Genomic DNA, 16,476 nt, shown 5'->3' with positions numbered 1-16,476 from the left:
GATGAAGCGACAGTCCGGTTTTACAACCTTTACCATCACTCTATTGCTGGTGTTGATCCTGCTCGGTATCTCGCTGCTGGTTGGCAAGATGCTGGTTGCAGATCGGCGGGTAACGCTCAATGAGGTGCTCTATCGACAAGCGATGGCGATGGCTGAGGTGGGCCTGGCTGATGGACTTGGGCGGCTGGCTCTTGATCCCACTTGGCGTACCAGCGGAGCAACAACCACTTTAACGACTGGGAGCTACACATTGTCATCTGTTGACGATGCCGCTATTACGGTGGGATCTGTGGCGGTGACCCCCGTCATAGTGCGTTCCCAGGCGACGTTAAGCAATGATCAGGCCCAGGCGGTAGTAGAAACCAAAGTCGTTCGGTTCAGTGTGTTGGCCGGCACTCCTGCGGCTCCCTTGACTGTTGCTGGTGGTATGGCAGTGGGGGGTAATTTTACCATTGTGGCCAACCCAAATGGTGGCGGTCTTGGCGTTCCTCTGTCGGTCTGGACCAATGGTAATGTCGACCTCATAACTGGTACGGGGCAAACCTGTCATCAGGGGGATTATAACGGGGGGTGCTCTGCCAATATCAGCCAGAAAGGGGATAAACAGTCAGATATCAAGGACAACGATACGGCTTTCCCGACCGATTTGGTCTGGTATCTATTTAATGAAAAGGATGATGCGACAGGTTGGTCAAATCTGGAGGCTAGAGCGACCCAAAAGTTGACCGATTGCAGCAGCCTTGGCCCGACTTCAACGGGTCTTGTCATAGTGGATGGTGATTGCAAGCCTTCTGCGAATGTTGGCTCTGTGACCGCACCAGTCATTCTGATCGTGCGTAATGGCAATCTGGCAGTGAACGGTAATACCGTTCTGTATGGCCTCGTGTTCGCTTACTCATCAAATCCAGCTTCTGCAGCAACGGATGTGAAGTTGACGGGTGGCGCCATCGTAAACGGCGCTATGGTTGCCAACTATCAACTGGGTAATGCCAATGGTACCTATGATGCCAAGTACGATGCCGGTGTTTTGAGCAATATATCGAATGGCGCCTCTTTTCAGGTCGTTAATCAGGTGCCTGGTAGCTGGCGGGATTGGTAGAGGGAGATGGCGATGAATAGGCAAAAAGGATTTGGCCTGCTTGAGATCCTCATTACTCTGGTTGTGCTGGGGGTGGGGATAGTTGGACTGGTTGCAATGTCTAAGTCAGGGTTGATCATGTCGCAAGATGGTCGCCGTTATGAGACTGCTATGCGTCTGGCAGAGTCCAAGCTTGATGAGTTTCGCAATTTTAATAGTGTGGTTACCGCAACAGCACCACTGACGGCTTACAACCAAATCTCATCGGCAAGTGCTGCAGTGACCATGTCGGGGGATCCTTACTCCCTGACCTGGACGGTGACCAACCAGTATTTGAATGGCTCTAACTGGCAAAATACAGCGCCAGTTGGTTATCGTCTCAGCTATCCGGGACGCAAGGCAATTATCGTCAGCGTTGGCTGGATCGATAGCGAAGGACAGGCCCAAACATTACAACTGGCAGGCAATGTTTCACCAATAGAGTCTCTAAGCTCGGCGCAGCTTGATGGTGGATTGGATACAACCCGACAGGGGCCAAAAGTTAATTACACCCCTGGCGTGGCGCCAGATGTTATCTCTGTCGAATTGGGAGATGGCAACAAGCAGGAGACCAGCAAGCCCTTACCTACCGTCACCTCCAAAGATGGTCAGGTTGGAAAATTGGTGCAATTTGAAACCGTTACATACAAACCTGAAGCCGGTGGCAGTACCCAGCAAGTCTTGCAAGATATGGCATCCGTCTCTTGTTCCTGTAGCTTCGATGACAACCTGAGCTCTTATCTGCCTGGCCAGATCTACAACTCGGCGAGCAACCAACTCTATTGGAAAGCAGGTGCGATGCAGAGTAAACCCACGGGGTCTCTGGATAACAGTATCAATGGCCAGCCGGCCCTATGCTCTAGCTGCTGTAAGGACCATTTTGATGGCAGCGGGTCGAGTTTTAGTAATTTCTATGCACCATTGAATACATCAAGAGTTCGTTACAACAGCTCTCTGAATGCGGTGACCAATGGTAAATATGTGGATGCGTGCCGCTTTGTCCGGTTGGATGGTTATTACCGTCCATTGCCGGACTGGAATCTGGTCAAAGTAGTCGTAACTACCGCTGATTTTTTGGCCAAGCCAGCAAATCAGGCCAGTTATCAGAAATACATCAAATATGTGGTCAAGACCTATATTGATTGGCAAAAATCGACGCTGAGGTGGGTGAAAGGGGCCTCTGCCACCTTGCCGACCATCACCGATTTTTCAACCTGGCTGGCTACCAATGCAGAAGCTGGAGGGAATACTACGACCGGGATCACAGTGAGTACCGGGACGGCGCAGCTTATTGCTCGAGGCATCTATGTGGATGTGCTTGACCCCGTCTATTTAGCCAATATTGATACCAGTTCAGTCGATTACCTAACCAAAGTACCCTTTCAGGATATCAACCTGACCATGCTGGCGGAGTGGTCAATGGGACCGTTGACTCAACTCACAGGTAATGCCACGGATTATGTTGCTGTGACCAATGAAGCGGTCAAAACCGTGGTTGATCTCAATAACTACTACTTCGGTAGTTATAGCCGAGGCTATATGACGGCGAAGAAGTCGACCAAAGATAGCAATCAGGTTCTGCGCGACGTGACCGTGCGAGTCACTGCATATCAGGGGAATTCGGGGATCACCGCATCCTTGATCTCCGCCAGAGACCAGTCACTGGCATTGACGGCAGATATGCTGGTCAAGGTCGATGCGGCGCAGCAGACCGTGCCAACCATCAAGGTGAGTGGGCGAATTCAATGTTTGGAACGTGGCAAGGGGAACAATAATCCTCCCCCCGAGGCATGTGGCAAAAATTCTTTCAGCAATTTGAGCATCAGCACACCAAACTCTGGTGCGACTTGCCGTATTGATTACCCACAGGCGAATAATCAACCGGCAGCATATCTGTGTGAAGCGCCTGAGAATTCAACGTTGGTTATCAATCTCTCATACACCAACCAGGGCAGCACCACCTTTATGTTGCAGCCATCTTCTTTCAGCGTACAGATGACCCCTCAGTCCAACAACCAAGTGCTGAGTGGCCCTTGCTCGCTGCTGGTGGACAACGGGGTGACCAATGCAACCAGTCTGACTTGCACCCGTTAAGCCTTGGGCGCTGGCACAGCCAGCGCCTTTTCTTTATCATTCCCCATCATTTTCGAATTCAAGATGCATCGCCATGGCAAAAGCCCTCTCTCTGATGCTTGCCCAGTTGAATCTGACGGTAGGCGCCATCGAAGATAACACTGACAAAGTGCTCGCTGCAGCGGCTCAGGCCGAACAGCAAGGTGCCGATCTGCTGGTCTGCTCCGAGCTGGCCCTGACCGGCTATCCACCTGAAGATCTGCTGCTGCGCGCCGATCTGATGATACGGGTCGAAGCCGCGTTGGCTCGTGTTGCCGAATGGCAGGGCAACTGTGCCATTTTGGTGGGTCATCCCTGGCGTGAAGGAGAGGCGCTCTACAACGCGGCTTCCCTCTATGAGCAGGGCCAGCTGATTGCCCGTTACTTCAAGCAGGATTTGCCCAACTACGGCGTGTTTGATGAGAAGCGCTACTTTACCGCTGCAAGCGAGACCTGCGTGGTGCCGTTCCGTGGTTATCAGCTAGGGCTGCTCATCTGTGAAGATCTGTGGCAACCTAGCCCGGCGCTGGCCGCCAAGGCGGCGGGGGCCGAGCTGCTGCTCACCATCAATGCGTCGCCCTATGATCAGGAGAAACCCTGGATCCGCCGCGAGCTGATGGCCGAGCGCTGCGATCAGACCGGTCTGCCGCTGGTCTACCTCAATCAGGTCTGCGGTCAGGACGAGCTGATTTTCGACGGCTGCTCCAAGGTGTTCAGCAGCCAGGGCGAGTTGACTCACAAGCTGGCCCCGTTTGCCGAAGAGCTGGCGCTGGTACGTTTTGCTGATGGCCAGCCGGTGAAGGAGTGGGAACCCGCTGCGCCGCTGGAGCCGTTGGCCGAGACCTATCAGGCGCTGGTGCTGGCAGTGCGCGACTACGTTACCAAGAACGGTTTCCACGGCGCTGTGCTGGGTCTATCCGGTGGGATCGACTCTGCGCTGACGCTGGCCATTGCGGCCGATGCCATCGGTGCCGACAAGGTGCAGGCGGTGATGATGCCGTTCCGCTACACCGCCCAGATGAGTGTGGAAGATGCCAAGGAGCAGGCCGAGCGGATGGGAGTTGAGTTCAACATCATCTCCATCGAGCCGATGTTCGAAGGATTTATGACCCAGCTGGCGCCGTTGTTTGAAGGTACCGCTCGCGATACCACAGAAGAGAACCTGCAGGCCCGCTGCCGCGGCGTGCTGCTGATGGCGCTTTCCAACAAACGTCGTCGTATCGTGCTGACCACTGGCAACAAGAGCGAGATGGCGGTCGGCTATGCGACTCTTTACGGTGACATGGCCGGTGGCTTCGACGTGCTGAAAGATGTGCCCAAGACGCTGGTCTTCAAGCTGTGCGAATATCGCAACTCGGTTGACTACGTGATCCCGCAGCGGGTTATCGACCGTCCTCCTTCAGCGGAGCTGGCGCCGGATCAGGTGGATCAGGACAGCCTGCCGCCATACGACATCCTCGATGCCATCCTCAAGCGTTACGTGGAAGAGGATGCCTCGGTCGCCGACATGGTGGCCGAAGGGTTCGAGGAGGCGGTGGTGCGCAAGGTGATCCGCCTAGTGGATCTCAACGAATACAAGCGCCGTCAGGCGGCGGTCGGGCCCCGCATTACGGCTCGCAACTTTGGTAAGGATCGCCGTTACCCCATTACATCCGGGTTCGGCAAACAGAACTGGTAAGGAGTCACCATGAAGAAGATTGAAGCCATCATCAAACCGTTCAAGCTGGACGATGTGCGCGAGGCCCTGGCCGAGATCGGCATCAACGGCATGACCGTATCCGAAGTCAAAGGCTTCGGCCGCCAGAAGGGCCATACCGAACTCTATCGCGGCGCCGAATATATGGTCGACTTCCTGCCGAAAGTGAAGGTGGAGCTGGTGGTGCAGGACGAGGATCTCGATGCCTGTCTGGAAGCGATCCAGAACACCGCCCGTACTGGCAAGATTGGTGATGGCAAGATCTTCGTCTGCGAGGTGGAGCGTGTCATTCGTATCCGTACCGGCGAAGAGAACGAAGACGCGATCTGACCTTGGCTATCTCTTTACCTGACCAGAGGCGTGAAGCGCGACCTCATTTGATGGGGTGGATGCGTTTTGCTGTGGTCGCTAGCCTGTTGGCGGGCCTGACCGCCTGTAGTACCCGTCCACCGGCTCAGCCGGAGAATCTGTGCCAGATCTTTCGCGAGAAGCCTGACTGGCACAAGGCCGCGCTCAAGATGAACGAGAAGTGGGGGACGCCGATCCATGTGGTGATGGCCATGATGTATCAGGAGTCCTCTTACGTACATGATGCCCAGCCGCCGATGCAGTATTTCCTCTTCATTCCGACCGGGCGGGCCAGTTCGGCTTATGGTTATGCTCAGGTCAAAGATGAAACCTGGGCGGATTACCAGCGAGAAACCGGCAACAGCTGGAGTGACCGCGATGATTTTGCCGACGCCATCGATTTTATGGGTTGGTACACTAACAAGGCCCAGCGGCTCAATGGCACCTCCAAGTGGGATGCCTATGGCCAGTACCTCAACTATCACGAAGGGTGGGGTGGCTACCGGCGTGGCAGCTATCGCAGCAAGGGGTGGTTGATGAAGACCTCTCGCAAGGTAGAGGCTCGCGCCCAACGCTACGGCGCCCAGTACCGTCAATGCAAGGATCAGCTCTCCCGCGGGGGCTGGTTCTGGTAACCAAATCAGGAGTCAGAAATGCCGTTATTGGACAGTTTTACCGTTGACCACACCCGTATGGAAGCGCCAGCGGTGCGTGTGGCCAAGACCATGCAGACCCCGAACAAGGACACTATTACCGTGTTCGACCTGCGTTTCTGCGTACCGAATCAGGAGATCCTCTCCGAGCGCGGTATCCATACGCTGGAGCACCTGTTCGCCGGTTTTATGCGTGATCACCTGAACGGCAATGGCGTGGAGATCATCGATATCTCCCCCATGGGTTGCCGTACAGGTTTCTACATGAGCCTGATCGGCGCGCCGGACGAAGCCCGTGTTGGCGCAGCCTGGCAGGCGGCCATGAGCGACGTGCTGACCGTGCAGGATCAGGCCAAGATCCCCGAGCTGAACGAGTATCAGTGCGGCACCTACAGCATGCACTCGCTGGAAGAGGCGCACGCCATCGCCCGTCATGTGCTGGAGCGCGGTATCGGCGTCAACCACAACGACGAGCTGGCCCTGCCGGAAGAGAAGCTGAAGAGTCTGTGAGGCTGATGAGCTGTCGCTCATCGGATAACCTCTTCAGGGAATGTTAAAAGAGCCGGTCAGCCATGCTGACCGGCTCTTTTTTATCTCGCCAGACCGCAATAGTGGGGATGGCTTGCTCACCTTGCCGACTCTGATTAGGATGGTTTTTGAACCGAATCCGTTGGCGGAGGTGTGACGATGAAAGGGGTATTGCTGCGTTGGCTGGCCCGTTACGACGCTTGGTGCGAGGAGTGGGGGCTCACTCAGGAGAACCGGCGCTGCTGCACGCCGGTTCGTTATGATGATGATTCAAGCAAAGAGCGAGCTTGCGCAGAAGAGGCTGAGCTCAATCAAAATTGCGGGTCACGGCACCGGTAACACTGTTGTACTCGAAGCCGAGGCCGTTTTCATACTCTGAACCTGTCTGGAAGCGACCCATTGAGTCGCGCAGGATATAGCGGCAGTTATCGTGGCGTAGTCCATTTTCAACTTGGCCCGGGACTCTGATTATTTTTGAATAATAATGTCCCTTGCCATCTTTTTGTCTTGAGGACGTTTGGTCTGTATCGAGTAGCCCTGCGAATAGCAGATCGCAATCCTCTTCGCTGTTGACAGAAATTTCCTCACTATTGCCGCCGTGGAAGATGGTATCAACCCCCTGGCCCCCTTCTTCCGTCCCCACCGGCCAACCATAATGGTTGATATCCAGATCTTTGTTACCCATCCCGCTGAAGTTATACAGCGCGAGGTCTTGCCCCTGTACTTTCACCGCCCAACCAGCATGAGCCAACTGAACAGCACTGGCAAAGCTGCCTGCGGTCGCCGAGACCGTGCTTTTCAGGGCATCATCCTTGATATTGATAAAGCGGGGCAGGGCGGTGACGGCCAGGATCCCCAGCACTATGATCACCAGCACCAGTTCAATCAGGGTAAAGCCGTTGTTTCTGTTGTTCATCATGTTCAATGACCCATTAAATACCGCAAACAGGTGTGAGTGATATGCAGCTGATAGATACCCATTGCCATCTCGACTTTCCGGTGTTCGACCAGGACAGGGAGGCATTGCTGGCCCGTTGCCGAGCATTAGGGGTGACGGAGTATATCATTCCTGCCATCGCAGAAGATAACTGGACTCGTGTGATGGCACTGGCAGAGCAACATGATGGCCTCTTTTATGGTCTGGGCATTCATCCCTGGTATGCCGGTGAGCAGCGTGAGGGGGTGATGGAGCGGTTGCGAATGCTGGTGATGAGCCAGCCTGCCGGGCTGGTGGCCATAGGCGAGTGTGGGCTGGACCTCCGTTCTCACGTGCCGCAGGAGGGGCAGCTTGCGCTGTTTGAGGCTCAGATCCGGCTGGCTGCAGATGCCGGGCTTCCCCTGATGATCCACTCGGTGCGTGCCAATGACACTGTGGCCAAGCTGTTGCGCCGCTTCAAGCCGCCTCGTGGCGGGGTGATCCATGCTTTCAGCGGTTCGTTGCAGCAGGCGGAGGCCTTCTGGCAACTGGGCTTTCGACTCGGGGTGGGCGGGGTAATCAGTTTTGAACGGGCGAACAAGACGCGAGAGGTATTTCGGGCCATGCCGCTCGAGGCCCTGGTGCTGGAAACCGATTCGCCCGATATGCCCTTACAAGGTGAGCAAGGCACCCGGAATACCCCGGAAGCGCTGCCGAAAATAGCGGAAATATTGATGACCTTGCGGGAGGAATCATCGGTGGATGTTACCAAGGTGTTATTTGAAACTGCCCGGCATATTTTCCATCACGACCAATAGCCATGAAACAAATTCGCAACACCTGATTTAGTTGTCAGGAAAAAAAATGAGCGTAAAAATCGTTTGCTGTCTAATTTTGTGACACTTGGACATTTTGATAACGATAAAATGTGACCAGCATTCTATTTTATCGGACTTTAATTAGTATAATGCGCTCCCCTTGATTAGTTGGGTTTAATAACAACTCGCTAACAAGCCAGGTGCTACTAGAGGAAGATAATAATGAATTTGTTCATGGGTCTGGTAGGGATGGCGACGCTCGTCCTTATCGCGGTGCTGTTCTCCAGCAATCGCAAGGCAATCAACGTCCGTACCGTTGTCGGTGCGTTCGCAATTCAAGCCGGTCTGGGGGCGTTTGTTCTCTATGTTCCGGTTGGTCGCGATATCCTGGTCGGCGTGTCCGACGCGGTATCCAGCGTGATCAGCTACGGCCAGAACGGGATCGACTTCCTGTTTGGCGGTCTGGTCAGCAACAAGATGTTTGAAGTGTTCGGTGGCGGCGGCTTTGTCTTTGCCTTCCGTGTTCTGCCGGTCATCATCTTCTTCTCTTCCCTGATTGCAGTGCTCTATTACCTGGGCATCATGCAGATGGTCATCAAGTTGCTGGGCGGCGGTCTGCAGAAAGTACTGGGTACTTCCCGCACCGAATCCCTGTCTGCAACTGCCAACATCTTCGTCGGTCAGACCGAAGCGCCGCTGGTGGTTCGTCCTTACATCGCCAAGATGACTGACTCCGAGCTGTTCGCCGTCATGTGTGGTGGTCTGGCTTCCGTTGCCGGTTCAGTACTGGCCGGTTACGCCTCCATGGGCGTGAAGATGGAGTACCTGATTGCTGCCTCCTTCATGGCTGCACCGGGTGGTCTGCTGTTCGCCAAGCTGCTGGTTCCCGAGACCGAGACCCCGAACTACGACGAAAGCTCTGCCGATGCCGAGCTGGATGACAAGCCTGCCAACGTCATTGACGCTGCAGCTGCTGGCGCCTCTGCCGGTATGCAACTGGCCCTGAACGTCGGCGCCATGCTGCTGGCCTTCATCGGTCTGATCGCCATGATCAACGGCATCTTCTCCGGTGTGGGTGGCTGGTTCGGTTATCCGCAACTCTCTCTGGAACTGCTGCTGGGCTGGATCTTCTCTCCGCTGGCCTTCCTGATCGGTGTGCCCTGGAATGAAGCAGTGGTTGCCGGTTCCTTCATCGGTCAGAAGCTGGTAGTGAACGAGTTCGTGGCTTACCTGAACTTCGCTCCGTACCTGAAAGACGAAGTGCTGATCAACGGTGTGGCCATGTCCGATCACACCAAGGCGATCATCTCCTTCGCGCTGTGTGGTTTTGCCAACCTCTCCTCTGTTGCCATCCTGCTGGGTGGTCTGGGGTCCATGGCGCCGAACCGCCGCGGCACCATTGCACGCTTTGGTCTGAAAGCCGTACTGGCTGGCTCTCTGTCCAACCTGATGTCTGCCACTATCGCAGGCTTCTTCCTGGCACTGTCCGGCATGTAATCGCCGCCTGACTGACAGGGTATAAACACGAACGCCACGGCATCTGCCGTGGCGTTCGCGTATGGAGCGGTGACAACCGTTTTCCTATCTAAACTAATAATAAAATGAGTCAAATCGGAGGTTATATGAATGAAGTGCTACTGGCGATGGTGGCCGGCTTTATAGTTGGTTTGTTGTTTTCTTTCCTCAAATTGCCGATCCCGGCACCTCCCGTTTTGTCCGGGGTAATGGGGATCGTCGGGGTCTATCTGGGGGGATTGGCCTACTCCTGGATCCTGACTCGTTTCTTTTCGTAAGGCTTTTTTAGACCTGGATTTGCCAGATGTGAGGTACCTCTGAAATTGGCAAATCCGGCTTGCAAACAGGGGGTATCTCGGCTGAAATAGGCGTTGCCAGCAGGGTGCTGGCAATGACTAATACTCGATGAAATCGGGTGTTGGCGGTCAAATGGAATTGATTGGGAAGTCGGGTCAGATGTTGTCGGCCTTTCTCAAGTCTTCATGGAACCAAGTCCGCACTTTTGTAAGAAAGTGACAGGGCTCTTGCCTTATTTACAGTCGCAGTGCCTGCAGGGTGTTTTGAATAGCATCCCGATAGTGCCGGTGCCTTTGCACTGTAATTCCATTCCCGTATAGCTGGGGATTACTGCCTGTGCATCCATGGCTGGATGGTATGGTGGTGCCCGGTTATCTGGATTAAATCGAGACTTTGGAGAACAGAATGACTGATCTGAAAGTGGCCGCTCAGCGCGCCCTGAACCTGATGGACCTGACCACCCTGAACGACGACGACACCGATCAGAAGGTGATCGACCTGTGCCATAAGGCCAAGTCACCGGCTGGCCTGACCGCCGCCGTCTGCATCTACCCCCGTTTTATCCCTATCGCTCGCAAGACCCTGCGTGAGATCGGCGCTGCCGACGTACGCATTGCGACCGTGACCAACTTCCCGCACGGCAGCGACGACATCGAGATCGCCGTGGCCGAAACCCGTGCCGCAGTCGCCTACGGTGCCGACGAAGTGGACGTGGTGTTCCCGTACCGCGCCTTCATGGTCGGTAATGAACAGATCGGTTTTGATCTGGTCAAAGCCTGTAAAGAGGCCTGTGGTGCCAACGTGCTGCTGAAAGTGATCATCGAAACTGGTGAACTTAAAGAAGAGGCGCTGATCCGTCGCGCTTCCGAGATCTGTATCGATGCCGGTGCCGACTTCATCAAGACCTCCACCGGCAAGGTGCCGGTCAATGCGACCCCAGAAGCGGCGCGGATCATGATGGAAGTAATCAAGGCCAAGAATCCGAAAGTCGGCTTCAAGCCAGCGGGTGGCGTGAAAGACGCAGCCGTTGCCGGTCAGTACCTGGCCATGGCCGAAGAGATCCTCGGCAACGACTGGGTATCCGCCCGTACCTTCCGCTTTGGTGCATCCAGCCTGCTGGCCAGTCTGCTGGCCACTCTGGGGCATGGCGACAAGCCGGCCAACACCAGCGGTTACTAATAGGTTGATGAGAGGGCGGACAGCAGTCCGCCCTGTTAGCCCCCACCATGCGGTGTGCGGGCAAGGATTCAGGCTTGTGTAACGCCAGCAATGGCGGAGGGAATGAAAGATGTTTTTGCCTCAAGAAATTATTCGCAAGAAGCGCAACGGTGAAGCGCTCAGTACCCAAGAAATTCAATTCTTCGTTCAGGGCATTACCAACAACACCATCGGCGAAGGGCAGATCGCCGCGCTGGCGATGGCGGTCTACTTCAAAGACATGACCATGGATGAGCGGGTCGCCCTGACCTGCGCCATGCGCGACTCCGGCATGGTGCTGACCTGGGATCACCTCAATCTGGGTGGCCCGATTGTCGACAAGCACTCCACCGGCGGTGTGGGTGACGTTGTATCCCTGATGCTTGGCCCGATGGTCGCTGCGTGTGGCGGTTTCGTGCCGATGATCTCCGGTCGTGGCCTGGGCCACACTGGCGGCACCCTCGACAAGCTGGATGCCATTCCCGGCTACCAGACCTCGGTCGACAACGACCGTTTCCTGAAAGTGGTGAAAGAGGCGGGTGTCGCCATCATCGGCCAGACCGGCGATCTTGCCCCCGCTGACAAGCGTATCTATGCAGTACGGGACATCACCGCCACCGTCGAATCGATCGCCATGATCACCGGCTCCATCCTCTCCAAGAAGCTCGCCTCCGGGCTCGATGCGCTGGTGATGGATGTGAAAGTGGGCTCCGGCGCCTTTATGCCGACCTTCGAAGCGTCTGAAGAGCTAGCCAAGAGCATTGTGGCCGTGGCCAACGGTGCCGGTTGCCGCACCTCTGCGCTCTTGACCGATATGAACCAGGTGCTGGCCTCCAGCGCCGGTAACGCGGTGGAAGTGCGTGAAGCGGTGCGCTACCTGACCGGTGAATACCGCAACCCGCGGATCCACGAAGTGACCATGGCGCTGTGCGCCGAGATGCTGATCTCCGCCGGTCTGGCCAGCGACGAGCGCGATGCCCGCACCAAGCTGCAGGCGGTGCTGGATAACGGCAAGGCGGCCGAGATCTTCGGTCGCATGGTGACTGGCCTGGGTGGCCCGGCTGATTTTATGGAGCGTTACGACGCTTACCTGCCCAAAGCCGCCATCGTGCGCCCGGTCTTCGCGGCCAACAGCGGTTTCGTGACCGCCATGGATACCCGCGAGCTGGGTCTGGCCGTGGTCGCCATGGGCGGTGGTCGCCGCGCTGCCGGTGACAAACTTGATTATGCGGTCGGTCTGACCGACTTTATCCGCCTGGGTCAAAGCGTCGATGCTGACAAGCCGATCGCGATGATCCACGCTCAGACTGAAGAGCAATTTGCTCAGGCTGCCAGCATGGTGCAGGCGGCTGTCCGGATTGGTGGCGAGCGGCCGGAAGCACTGCCTGAAGTGTACCGCCGTATCACCCTGGCCGATTTGTAACAAGGGGAAGACCCATGAAACGTACTTTTATTCTGATGATGGACTCTTTCGGTATTGGCGCAGCTGCCGACGCCGACAAGTTCGGAGATGTGGGCGCCAATACCCTTGGCCATATCGCCAAGGCGTGTGCGGCAGGTGAAATTGAAGGCCGTGGCGCCCTCAATCTGCCCAACCTCAACAAGCTGGGTCTGGGCCACGCCTGCGAGCAGGCTTCCGGCTACTTCCCGGAAGGGCTGAAGAAAGATATCGAGGTGGTCGGTGCCTACGGCTTTGCTCAGGAGCTCTCCTCCGGCAAGGACACCCCGTCCGGTCACTGGGAGATCGCCGGTGTGCCTGTGCTGTTCGAGTGGGGCTACTTCAAGGATCACCACAACAGCTTCCCGCAGGAGCTGCTGGACGCCATCGTCGAGAAGGCCGGTCTGCCGGGTTATCTGGGCAACTGCCACGCCTCCGGTACTCAAGTGCTGGATGATCTGGGCGAAGAGCATATGCGCACCGGCAAGCCGATCCTCTACACCTCTGCCGACTCCGTGTTCCAGATTGCCTGCCACGAAGAGACCTACGGCCTCGAGAAGCTCTATGAGCTCTGCCACATCGTGCGCGAGCTGCTGGAGCCTTACAACATCGGCCGCGTGATTGCGCGTCCGTTCGTGGGCACTGGCAAGGGCAACTTCAAGCGTACTGGTAACCGTCACGACTACTCAGTGCTGCCGCCGGCGCCGACCGTGCTGGATTACATGAAGGAAGCGGGTGGTCAGGTGGTCTCCATCGGCAAGATTGCCGACATCTATGCCCAGCAGGGCATCACCAAGCAGGTGAAAGGGACCGGTCTGACCGAGCTGTGGGATCGCACGCTGGAAGAGGTGAAAGCGGCTAGTGACAACACCATCGTCTTCACCAACTTCGTCGACTTCGACTCCTCCTACGGCCACCGCCGTGACGTTGCCGGTTATGCCGGTGCGCTGGAGTATTTCGATTCCCGCCTGCCGGAGCTGTTTGAACTGCTGCAAGATGGCGACGTGGTGGTGCTGACTGCCGACCACGGCTGCGACCCGACCTGGGGTGGTACCGACCACACCCGCGAATACATTCCGGTGCTGTTCTTCGGCAAGCCGGTCAAGGCTGGCTCCGTTGGGCGTCGCGAGACCTTTGCCGATATCGGCCAGAGCATCGCGGCTTATCACGGCCTGCCTAAACTGGCGTACGGTACCAGCTTCCTGTAATTTACCCGCCCGCCACTTCGGCGGCGGGCAATTTATAAAACAATAAAACTCAACCTAGTGTGAAGGAATCAAGAGAATGGCAACTCCTCATATCAATGCGAAAGATGGCGCCTTTGCTGATACCGTGCTGATGCCGGGCGACCCCCTGCGCGCCAAGTACATCGCTGAAACTTTCCTGGAGAACGTCGAGCAGATCTGCGACGTGCGCAACATGTTCGGTTTCACCGGTACCTACAAGGGGCGTCGTATCTCCGTCATGGGTCACGGCATGGGTATCCCCTCCTGCTCCATCTACGCCAAAGAGCTGATCACTGATTACGGTGTGAAGACCCTGATCCGTGTGGGCTCCTGTGGCGCCGTGCGTGAAGACGTGAAACTGCGTGACGTGGTGATCGGTATGGGGGCTTGCACCGACTCCAAAGTAAACCGTCTGCGCTTCAAAGATCACGACTTCGCTGCCATCGCCGACTTCGACCTGGTTGCCAATGCCGTGCAGGCCGCCAAGAACAAGGGCGTTGCCGTGCGCGTCGGTAACATCTTCTCCGCCGACCTGTTCTACACCCCGGACCCTTCCATGTTCGACGTCATGGAAAAGTACGGCATCCTGGGTGTCGAGATGGAAGCCGCCGGTATCTACGGCGTGGCCGCAGAGTACGGTGCCAAGGCGCTGACCATCTGCACCGTCTCCGACCATATCCGTACCGGTGAGCAGACCACCTCTGAAGAGCGTCAGCTGACCTTCAACGACATGATCGAAATTGCGCTGGATTCCGTCCTGCTGGGCGACAAGTAATTCCCTTGCGAATAACAAACGGCGGCCTTCTGGCCGCCGTTTTTGTATCTGCTCACTGGTTGCGCCATCAATTTTCCGGAGGTGGCGAGGGGGGCGTACTCTTTTTCTTGTGCTTGCGCACCCGCATGTAGTTGCGGCGCACGCCGTAGGAGATGAGCACCCCGGCCAGCAGGGCGACCAGCAGCATCAGGCGCTGTTTCTCCTGCACCACCTTGAGCCGGGTGTCCTTTTCTGCCAGCATCTGCTGCTCTTCCAGGGTGATGCGCAGGAAGCCGATGGTCTGCTCGCCATCCCGGATCTCCTGCACGAACTGGATCCGCCCCTTTCCCTGCTCCGGTAGTGACTTGTTATCGCTGCCGATGGGCAGCAGGCTCTCCAGCGGCACCGCCTGCTCAGACTGGGCGAGGGGAATGCCGCGTCCGTCGTAGAGGGTGGCATCGAGGATCTCCGGCTCCGCCGCCAGATCCCGCGCCAGCCGCTCCAGCTCGCTGCTCTTCTCCTCCTTGATCCAGCGCTTCATGTCGCGGGAGGCATAGGCGACCAGCGCCTGCGCCCGGTTGCGCGCTTCGCTGTGCAGCGAGGCCTGGCTTTCACCCTGCATATGAATGAGCACACCGAGCACCCAGCATCCGAGCAGGATACCGGCACCCAGGCTGAGAACACGTTTGATGGGAAGATGACGCTGCAAGCGTGAGACCTCTGGTAACAAGGAGTGGCGGGATCTTGGCGCTTGCCTGTACAAAAAGCAATACGCTACTCTGGGCCAGCACTGTTAACCCCCTGATCACCAAGGAAGGCGTATCCCTTATGTTGTTGTCCCGGCTCCCCCCTCTGTTATCCGATTGGCCCGCGTTGTTGTCCGGCTCACCCTGTTGGCAGCTCCACGCAGATGCGTTGCAACCGACAGAGACTCCGCAGGCTGGCGGCTGGTTGGTGCTGTTTGGCAAGGGGCTGGGCGCCTCCCATCTGGCGCGTCTGTCGCCACTGTTGGCTGCACAGAAGTTGGCGGCCACCCTCTATCCTCCCACCGAGGTGGCGGGCGTGCCGTTGCTGCTGCTTGGCTGCGATCGCTTCTCTTCCGAGCTGGTGGCCGAGCTCAAGAGCGGTGAGTGGGAGATCGATCTCTGCCATCTGCCCGCGCTACCGACCCTGAAGGAGCCCGGCCTGCTGGTGATGGACATGGACTCCACCGCGATCCGCATCGAGTGCATCGACGAGATTGCTCGGCTTGCCGGGGTTGGCGAGCAGGTGGCGGCAGTGACGGCCGCAGCCATGCAGGGCAAGCTGGAGTTTTCCGACAGCCTGCGCAATAGGGTGGCCCTGCTGGCAGGGGCGCCGGTCACCATTCTCGACGAGGTGGCGGCATGGATGCCTTGGATGCCGGGCTTGCAGCTGATGGTCGATACCCTCAAACAGGCGGGGTGGCGTGTTGCCATCGCCTCCGGCGGTTTTACCCGTTTTGCTGGCCAGTTGCAGCGTGAGCTGGGGCTCGATGCCATCTTCGCCAACGAGCTGGCGGTGGAAGGGGGTCAGCTGACCGGTAAGGTGAGCGGGCGCATCGTCGACGCCAGCGTCAAGGCCGAGGTGTTGCAGCAGCTTGCTCAGGAGTACGGCATTGCTGCCGACCAGACCGTGGCCATCGGCGATGGTGCCAACGATCTCAAAATGATGGGGATCGCGGGCCTTGGCATCGCCATTCACGCCAAGCCGCTGGTGCGGGCGCAGGCGGCGGCCACCCTCAATCATCACGATCTGGAGGGGGTGATCTGCCTGCTGGCGGCGCGGGCCTGCAGCGAGCAACGTTGGGACAAGCGCTGACAGTGTTTCAAGGAGGAAACCA

The 16,476-nt window shown here is 57.0% G+C and carries 17 protein-coding genes; 15 read left to right on the top strand and 2 right to left on the bottom strand.

Annotated features, from left to right (window positions below; translation table 11 throughout):
- The first annotated feature begins 1 nt into the window (after position 1).
- From AB5Y71_RS20265 to AB5Y71_RS20235, 7 genes are all read left to right on the top strand, one after another.
- On the top strand, positions 2-1,099 hold the full coding sequence (locus tag AB5Y71_RS20265; RefSeq protein WP_100654563.1) for a PilX N-terminal domain-containing pilus assembly protein: 1,098 nt from the start codon (positions 2-4) through the stop codon (positions 1,097-1,099).
- A 12-nt stretch (positions 1,100-1,111) separates the two neighbouring features.
- A complete protein-coding gene (locus AB5Y71_RS20260; protein ID WP_368172310.1) occupies positions 1,112-3,211 on the top strand; it encodes a prepilin-type N-terminal cleavage/methylation domain-containing protein in 2,100 nt (699 codons plus the stop codon).
- A 73-nt stretch (positions 3,212-3,284) separates the two neighbouring features.
- Positions 3,285-4,907: an NAD+ synthase gene (locus AB5Y71_RS20255; protein ID WP_368172309.1), complete on the top strand. Its 1,623-nt coding sequence runs from the start codon at positions 3,285-3,287 to the stop codon at positions 4,905-4,907.
- Positions 4,908-4,916: 9 nt separating this feature from the next.
- Positions 4,917-5,255 (top strand): nitrogen regulatory protein P-II, encoded by a 339-nt coding sequence (glnB, locus tag AB5Y71_RS20250; RefSeq protein WP_005308848.1) that lies wholly within the window; start codon positions 4,917-4,919, stop codon positions 5,253-5,255.
- A gap of 59 nt (positions 5,256-5,314) precedes the next feature.
- Positions 5,315-5,908: a hypothetical protein gene (locus tag AB5Y71_RS20245; RefSeq protein WP_272951253.1), complete on the top strand. Its 594-nt coding sequence runs from the start codon at positions 5,315-5,317 to the stop codon at positions 5,906-5,908.
- A gap of 18 nt (positions 5,909-5,926) precedes the next feature.
- Positions 5,927-6,436 carry an S-ribosylhomocysteine lyase gene (gene luxS, locus AB5Y71_RS20240; RefSeq protein WP_005340462.1) on the top strand — a complete coding sequence of 170 codons (510 nt, stop codon included), beginning with the start codon at positions 5,927-5,929 and terminating at the stop codon, positions 6,434-6,436.
- A 177-nt stretch (positions 6,437-6,613) separates the two neighbouring features.
- Positions 6,614-6,793, top strand: coding sequence for a DUF5363 family protein (locus AB5Y71_RS20235; RefSeq protein WP_075113932.1), 180 nt, complete (start codon positions 6,614-6,616; stop codon positions 6,791-6,793).
- On the opposite strand, the gene AB5Y71_RS20230 is transcribed toward AB5Y71_RS20235, so the two are convergent.
- The gene (locus tag AB5Y71_RS20230) at positions 6,762-7,373 is read right to left on the bottom strand and encodes a type II secretion system protein (protein ID WP_042084377.1); all 612 of its coding nucleotides are present in this window, start codon (positions 7,371-7,373) and stop codon (positions 6,762-6,764) included. The genes AB5Y71_RS20235 and AB5Y71_RS20230 overlap by 32 nt on opposite strands.
- A 41-nt stretch (positions 7,374-7,414) precedes the next feature.
- Between AB5Y71_RS20230 and AB5Y71_RS20225 the strand changes: the two genes are divergently transcribed.
- The 7 genes from AB5Y71_RS20225 to deoD all read left to right on the top strand — a co-directional run bounded on the left by AB5Y71_RS20225 (position 7,415) and on the right by deoD (position 14,636).
- Entirely contained in the window at positions 7,415-8,188 is a 774-nt protein-coding gene (locus AB5Y71_RS20225) for a TatD family hydrolase (RefSeq protein WP_368172308.1), read from the top strand.
- A 222-nt stretch (positions 8,189-8,410) separates the two neighbouring features.
- On the top strand, positions 8,411-9,685 hold the full coding sequence (locus AB5Y71_RS20220) for a NupC/NupG family nucleoside CNT transporter (protein WP_005340466.1): 1,275 nt from the start codon (positions 8,411-8,413) through the stop codon (positions 9,683-9,685).
- Between the two features lie 125 nt (positions 9,686-9,810).
- On the top strand, positions 9,811-9,981 hold the full coding sequence (locus AB5Y71_RS20215; RefSeq protein ID WP_005340467.1) for a XapX domain-containing protein: 171 nt from the start codon (positions 9,811-9,813) through the stop codon (positions 9,979-9,981).
- A 424-nt stretch (positions 9,982-10,405) separates the two neighbouring features.
- Entirely contained in the window at positions 10,406-11,179 is a 774-nt protein-coding gene (gene deoC, locus AB5Y71_RS20210) for a deoxyribose-phosphate aldolase (RefSeq protein WP_368172307.1), read from the top strand.
- Between the two features lie 109 nt (positions 11,180-11,288).
- Complete coding sequence (deoA, locus tag AB5Y71_RS20205; protein WP_270905224.1) at positions 11,289-12,620, top strand: thymidine phosphorylase; 1,332 nt, start codon at positions 11,289-11,291, stop codon at positions 12,618-12,620.
- Between the two features lie 14 nt (positions 12,621-12,634).
- Entirely contained in the window at positions 12,635-13,843 is a 1,209-nt protein-coding gene (locus AB5Y71_RS20200; RefSeq protein ID WP_270905225.1) for a phosphopentomutase, read from the top strand.
- A 76-nt stretch (positions 13,844-13,919) separates the two neighbouring features.
- Positions 13,920-14,636, top strand: coding sequence for a purine-nucleoside phosphorylase (gene deoD / locus AB5Y71_RS20195; RefSeq protein ID WP_005340471.1), 717 nt, complete (start codon positions 13,920-13,922; stop codon positions 14,634-14,636).
- Positions 14,637-14,703: 67 nt separating this feature from the next.
- Here deoD and AB5Y71_RS20190 read toward each other — a convergent pair whose 3' ends face one another.
- Positions 14,704-15,324 (bottom strand): AhpA/YtjB family protein, encoded by a 621-nt coding sequence (locus tag AB5Y71_RS20190; RefSeq protein WP_270905226.1) that lies wholly within the window; start codon positions 15,322-15,324, stop codon positions 14,704-14,706.
- A 119-nt stretch (positions 15,325-15,443) separates the two neighbouring features.
- On the opposite strand from AB5Y71_RS20190, the gene serB reads away from it, so the two are divergent.
- Entirely contained in the window at positions 15,444-16,454 is a 1,011-nt protein-coding gene (gene serB, locus AB5Y71_RS20185; protein ID WP_270905227.1) for a phosphoserine phosphatase SerB, read from the top strand.
- The last annotated feature ends 22 nt before the right edge of the window (positions 16,455-16,476 follow it).

It is taken from the genome of Aeromonas sp. R9-2 (assembly GCF_040908025.1).
GTDB classification, from domain to species: domain Bacteria; phylum Pseudomonadota; class Gammaproteobacteria; order Enterobacterales; family Aeromonadaceae; genus Aeromonas; species Aeromonas veronii.
Note: the sequence above shows the minus strand (reverse complement) of the source record. Positions and strands in the feature narration are given on the sequence as shown.

Bases quoted from the DNA above. Each gene is read 5' to 3' on its own strand.
- AB5Y71_RS20265 (WP_100654563.1), top strand. From the start codon at position 2: ATGAAGCGACAGTCCGGTTTTACAACCTTTACCATCACTCTATTGCTG.
- AB5Y71_RS20260 (WP_368172310.1), top strand. From the start codon at position 1,112: ATGAATAGGCAAAAAGGATTTGGCCTGCTTGAGATCCTCATTACTCTG.
- AB5Y71_RS20255 (WP_368172309.1), top strand. From the start codon at position 3,285: ATGGCAAAAGCCCTCTCTCTGATGCTTGCCCAGTTGAATCTGACGGTA.
- glnB (WP_005308848.1), top strand. From the start codon at position 4,917: ATGAAGAAGATTGAAGCCATCATCAAACCGTTCAAGCTGGACGATGTG.
- AB5Y71_RS20245 (WP_272951253.1), top strand. From the start codon at position 5,315: ATGCGTTTTGCTGTGGTCGCTAGCCTGTTGGCGGGCCTGACCGCCTGT.
- luxS (WP_005340462.1), top strand. From the start codon at position 5,927: ATGCCGTTATTGGACAGTTTTACCGTTGACCACACCCGTATGGAAGCG.
- AB5Y71_RS20235 (WP_075113932.1), top strand. From the start codon at position 6,614: ATGAAAGGGGTATTGCTGCGTTGGCTGGCCCGTTACGACGCTTGGTGC.
- AB5Y71_RS20230 (WP_042084377.1), bottom strand. From the start codon at position 7,373: ATGATGAACAACAGAAACAACGGCTTTACCCTGATTGAACTGGTGCTG.
- AB5Y71_RS20225 (WP_368172308.1), top strand. From the start codon at position 7,415: ATGCAGCTGATAGATACCCATTGCCATCTCGACTTTCCGGTGTTCGAC.
- AB5Y71_RS20220 (WP_005340466.1), top strand. From the start codon at position 8,411: ATGAATTTGTTCATGGGTCTGGTAGGGATGGCGACGCTCGTCCTTATC.
- AB5Y71_RS20215 (WP_005340467.1), top strand. From the start codon at position 9,811: ATGAATGAAGTGCTACTGGCGATGGTGGCCGGCTTTATAGTTGGTTTG.
- deoC (WP_368172307.1), top strand. From the start codon at position 10,406: ATGACTGATCTGAAAGTGGCCGCTCAGCGCGCCCTGAACCTGATGGAC.
- deoA (WP_270905224.1), top strand. From the start codon at position 11,289: ATGTTTTTGCCTCAAGAAATTATTCGCAAGAAGCGCAACGGTGAAGCG.
- AB5Y71_RS20200 (WP_270905225.1), top strand. From the start codon at position 12,635: ATGAAACGTACTTTTATTCTGATGATGGACTCTTTCGGTATTGGCGCA.
- deoD (WP_005340471.1), top strand. From the start codon at position 13,920: ATGGCAACTCCTCATATCAATGCGAAAGATGGCGCCTTTGCTGATACC.
- serB (WP_270905227.1), top strand. From the start codon at position 15,444: ATGTTGTTGTCCCGGCTCCCCCCTCTGTTATCCGATTGGCCCGCGTTG.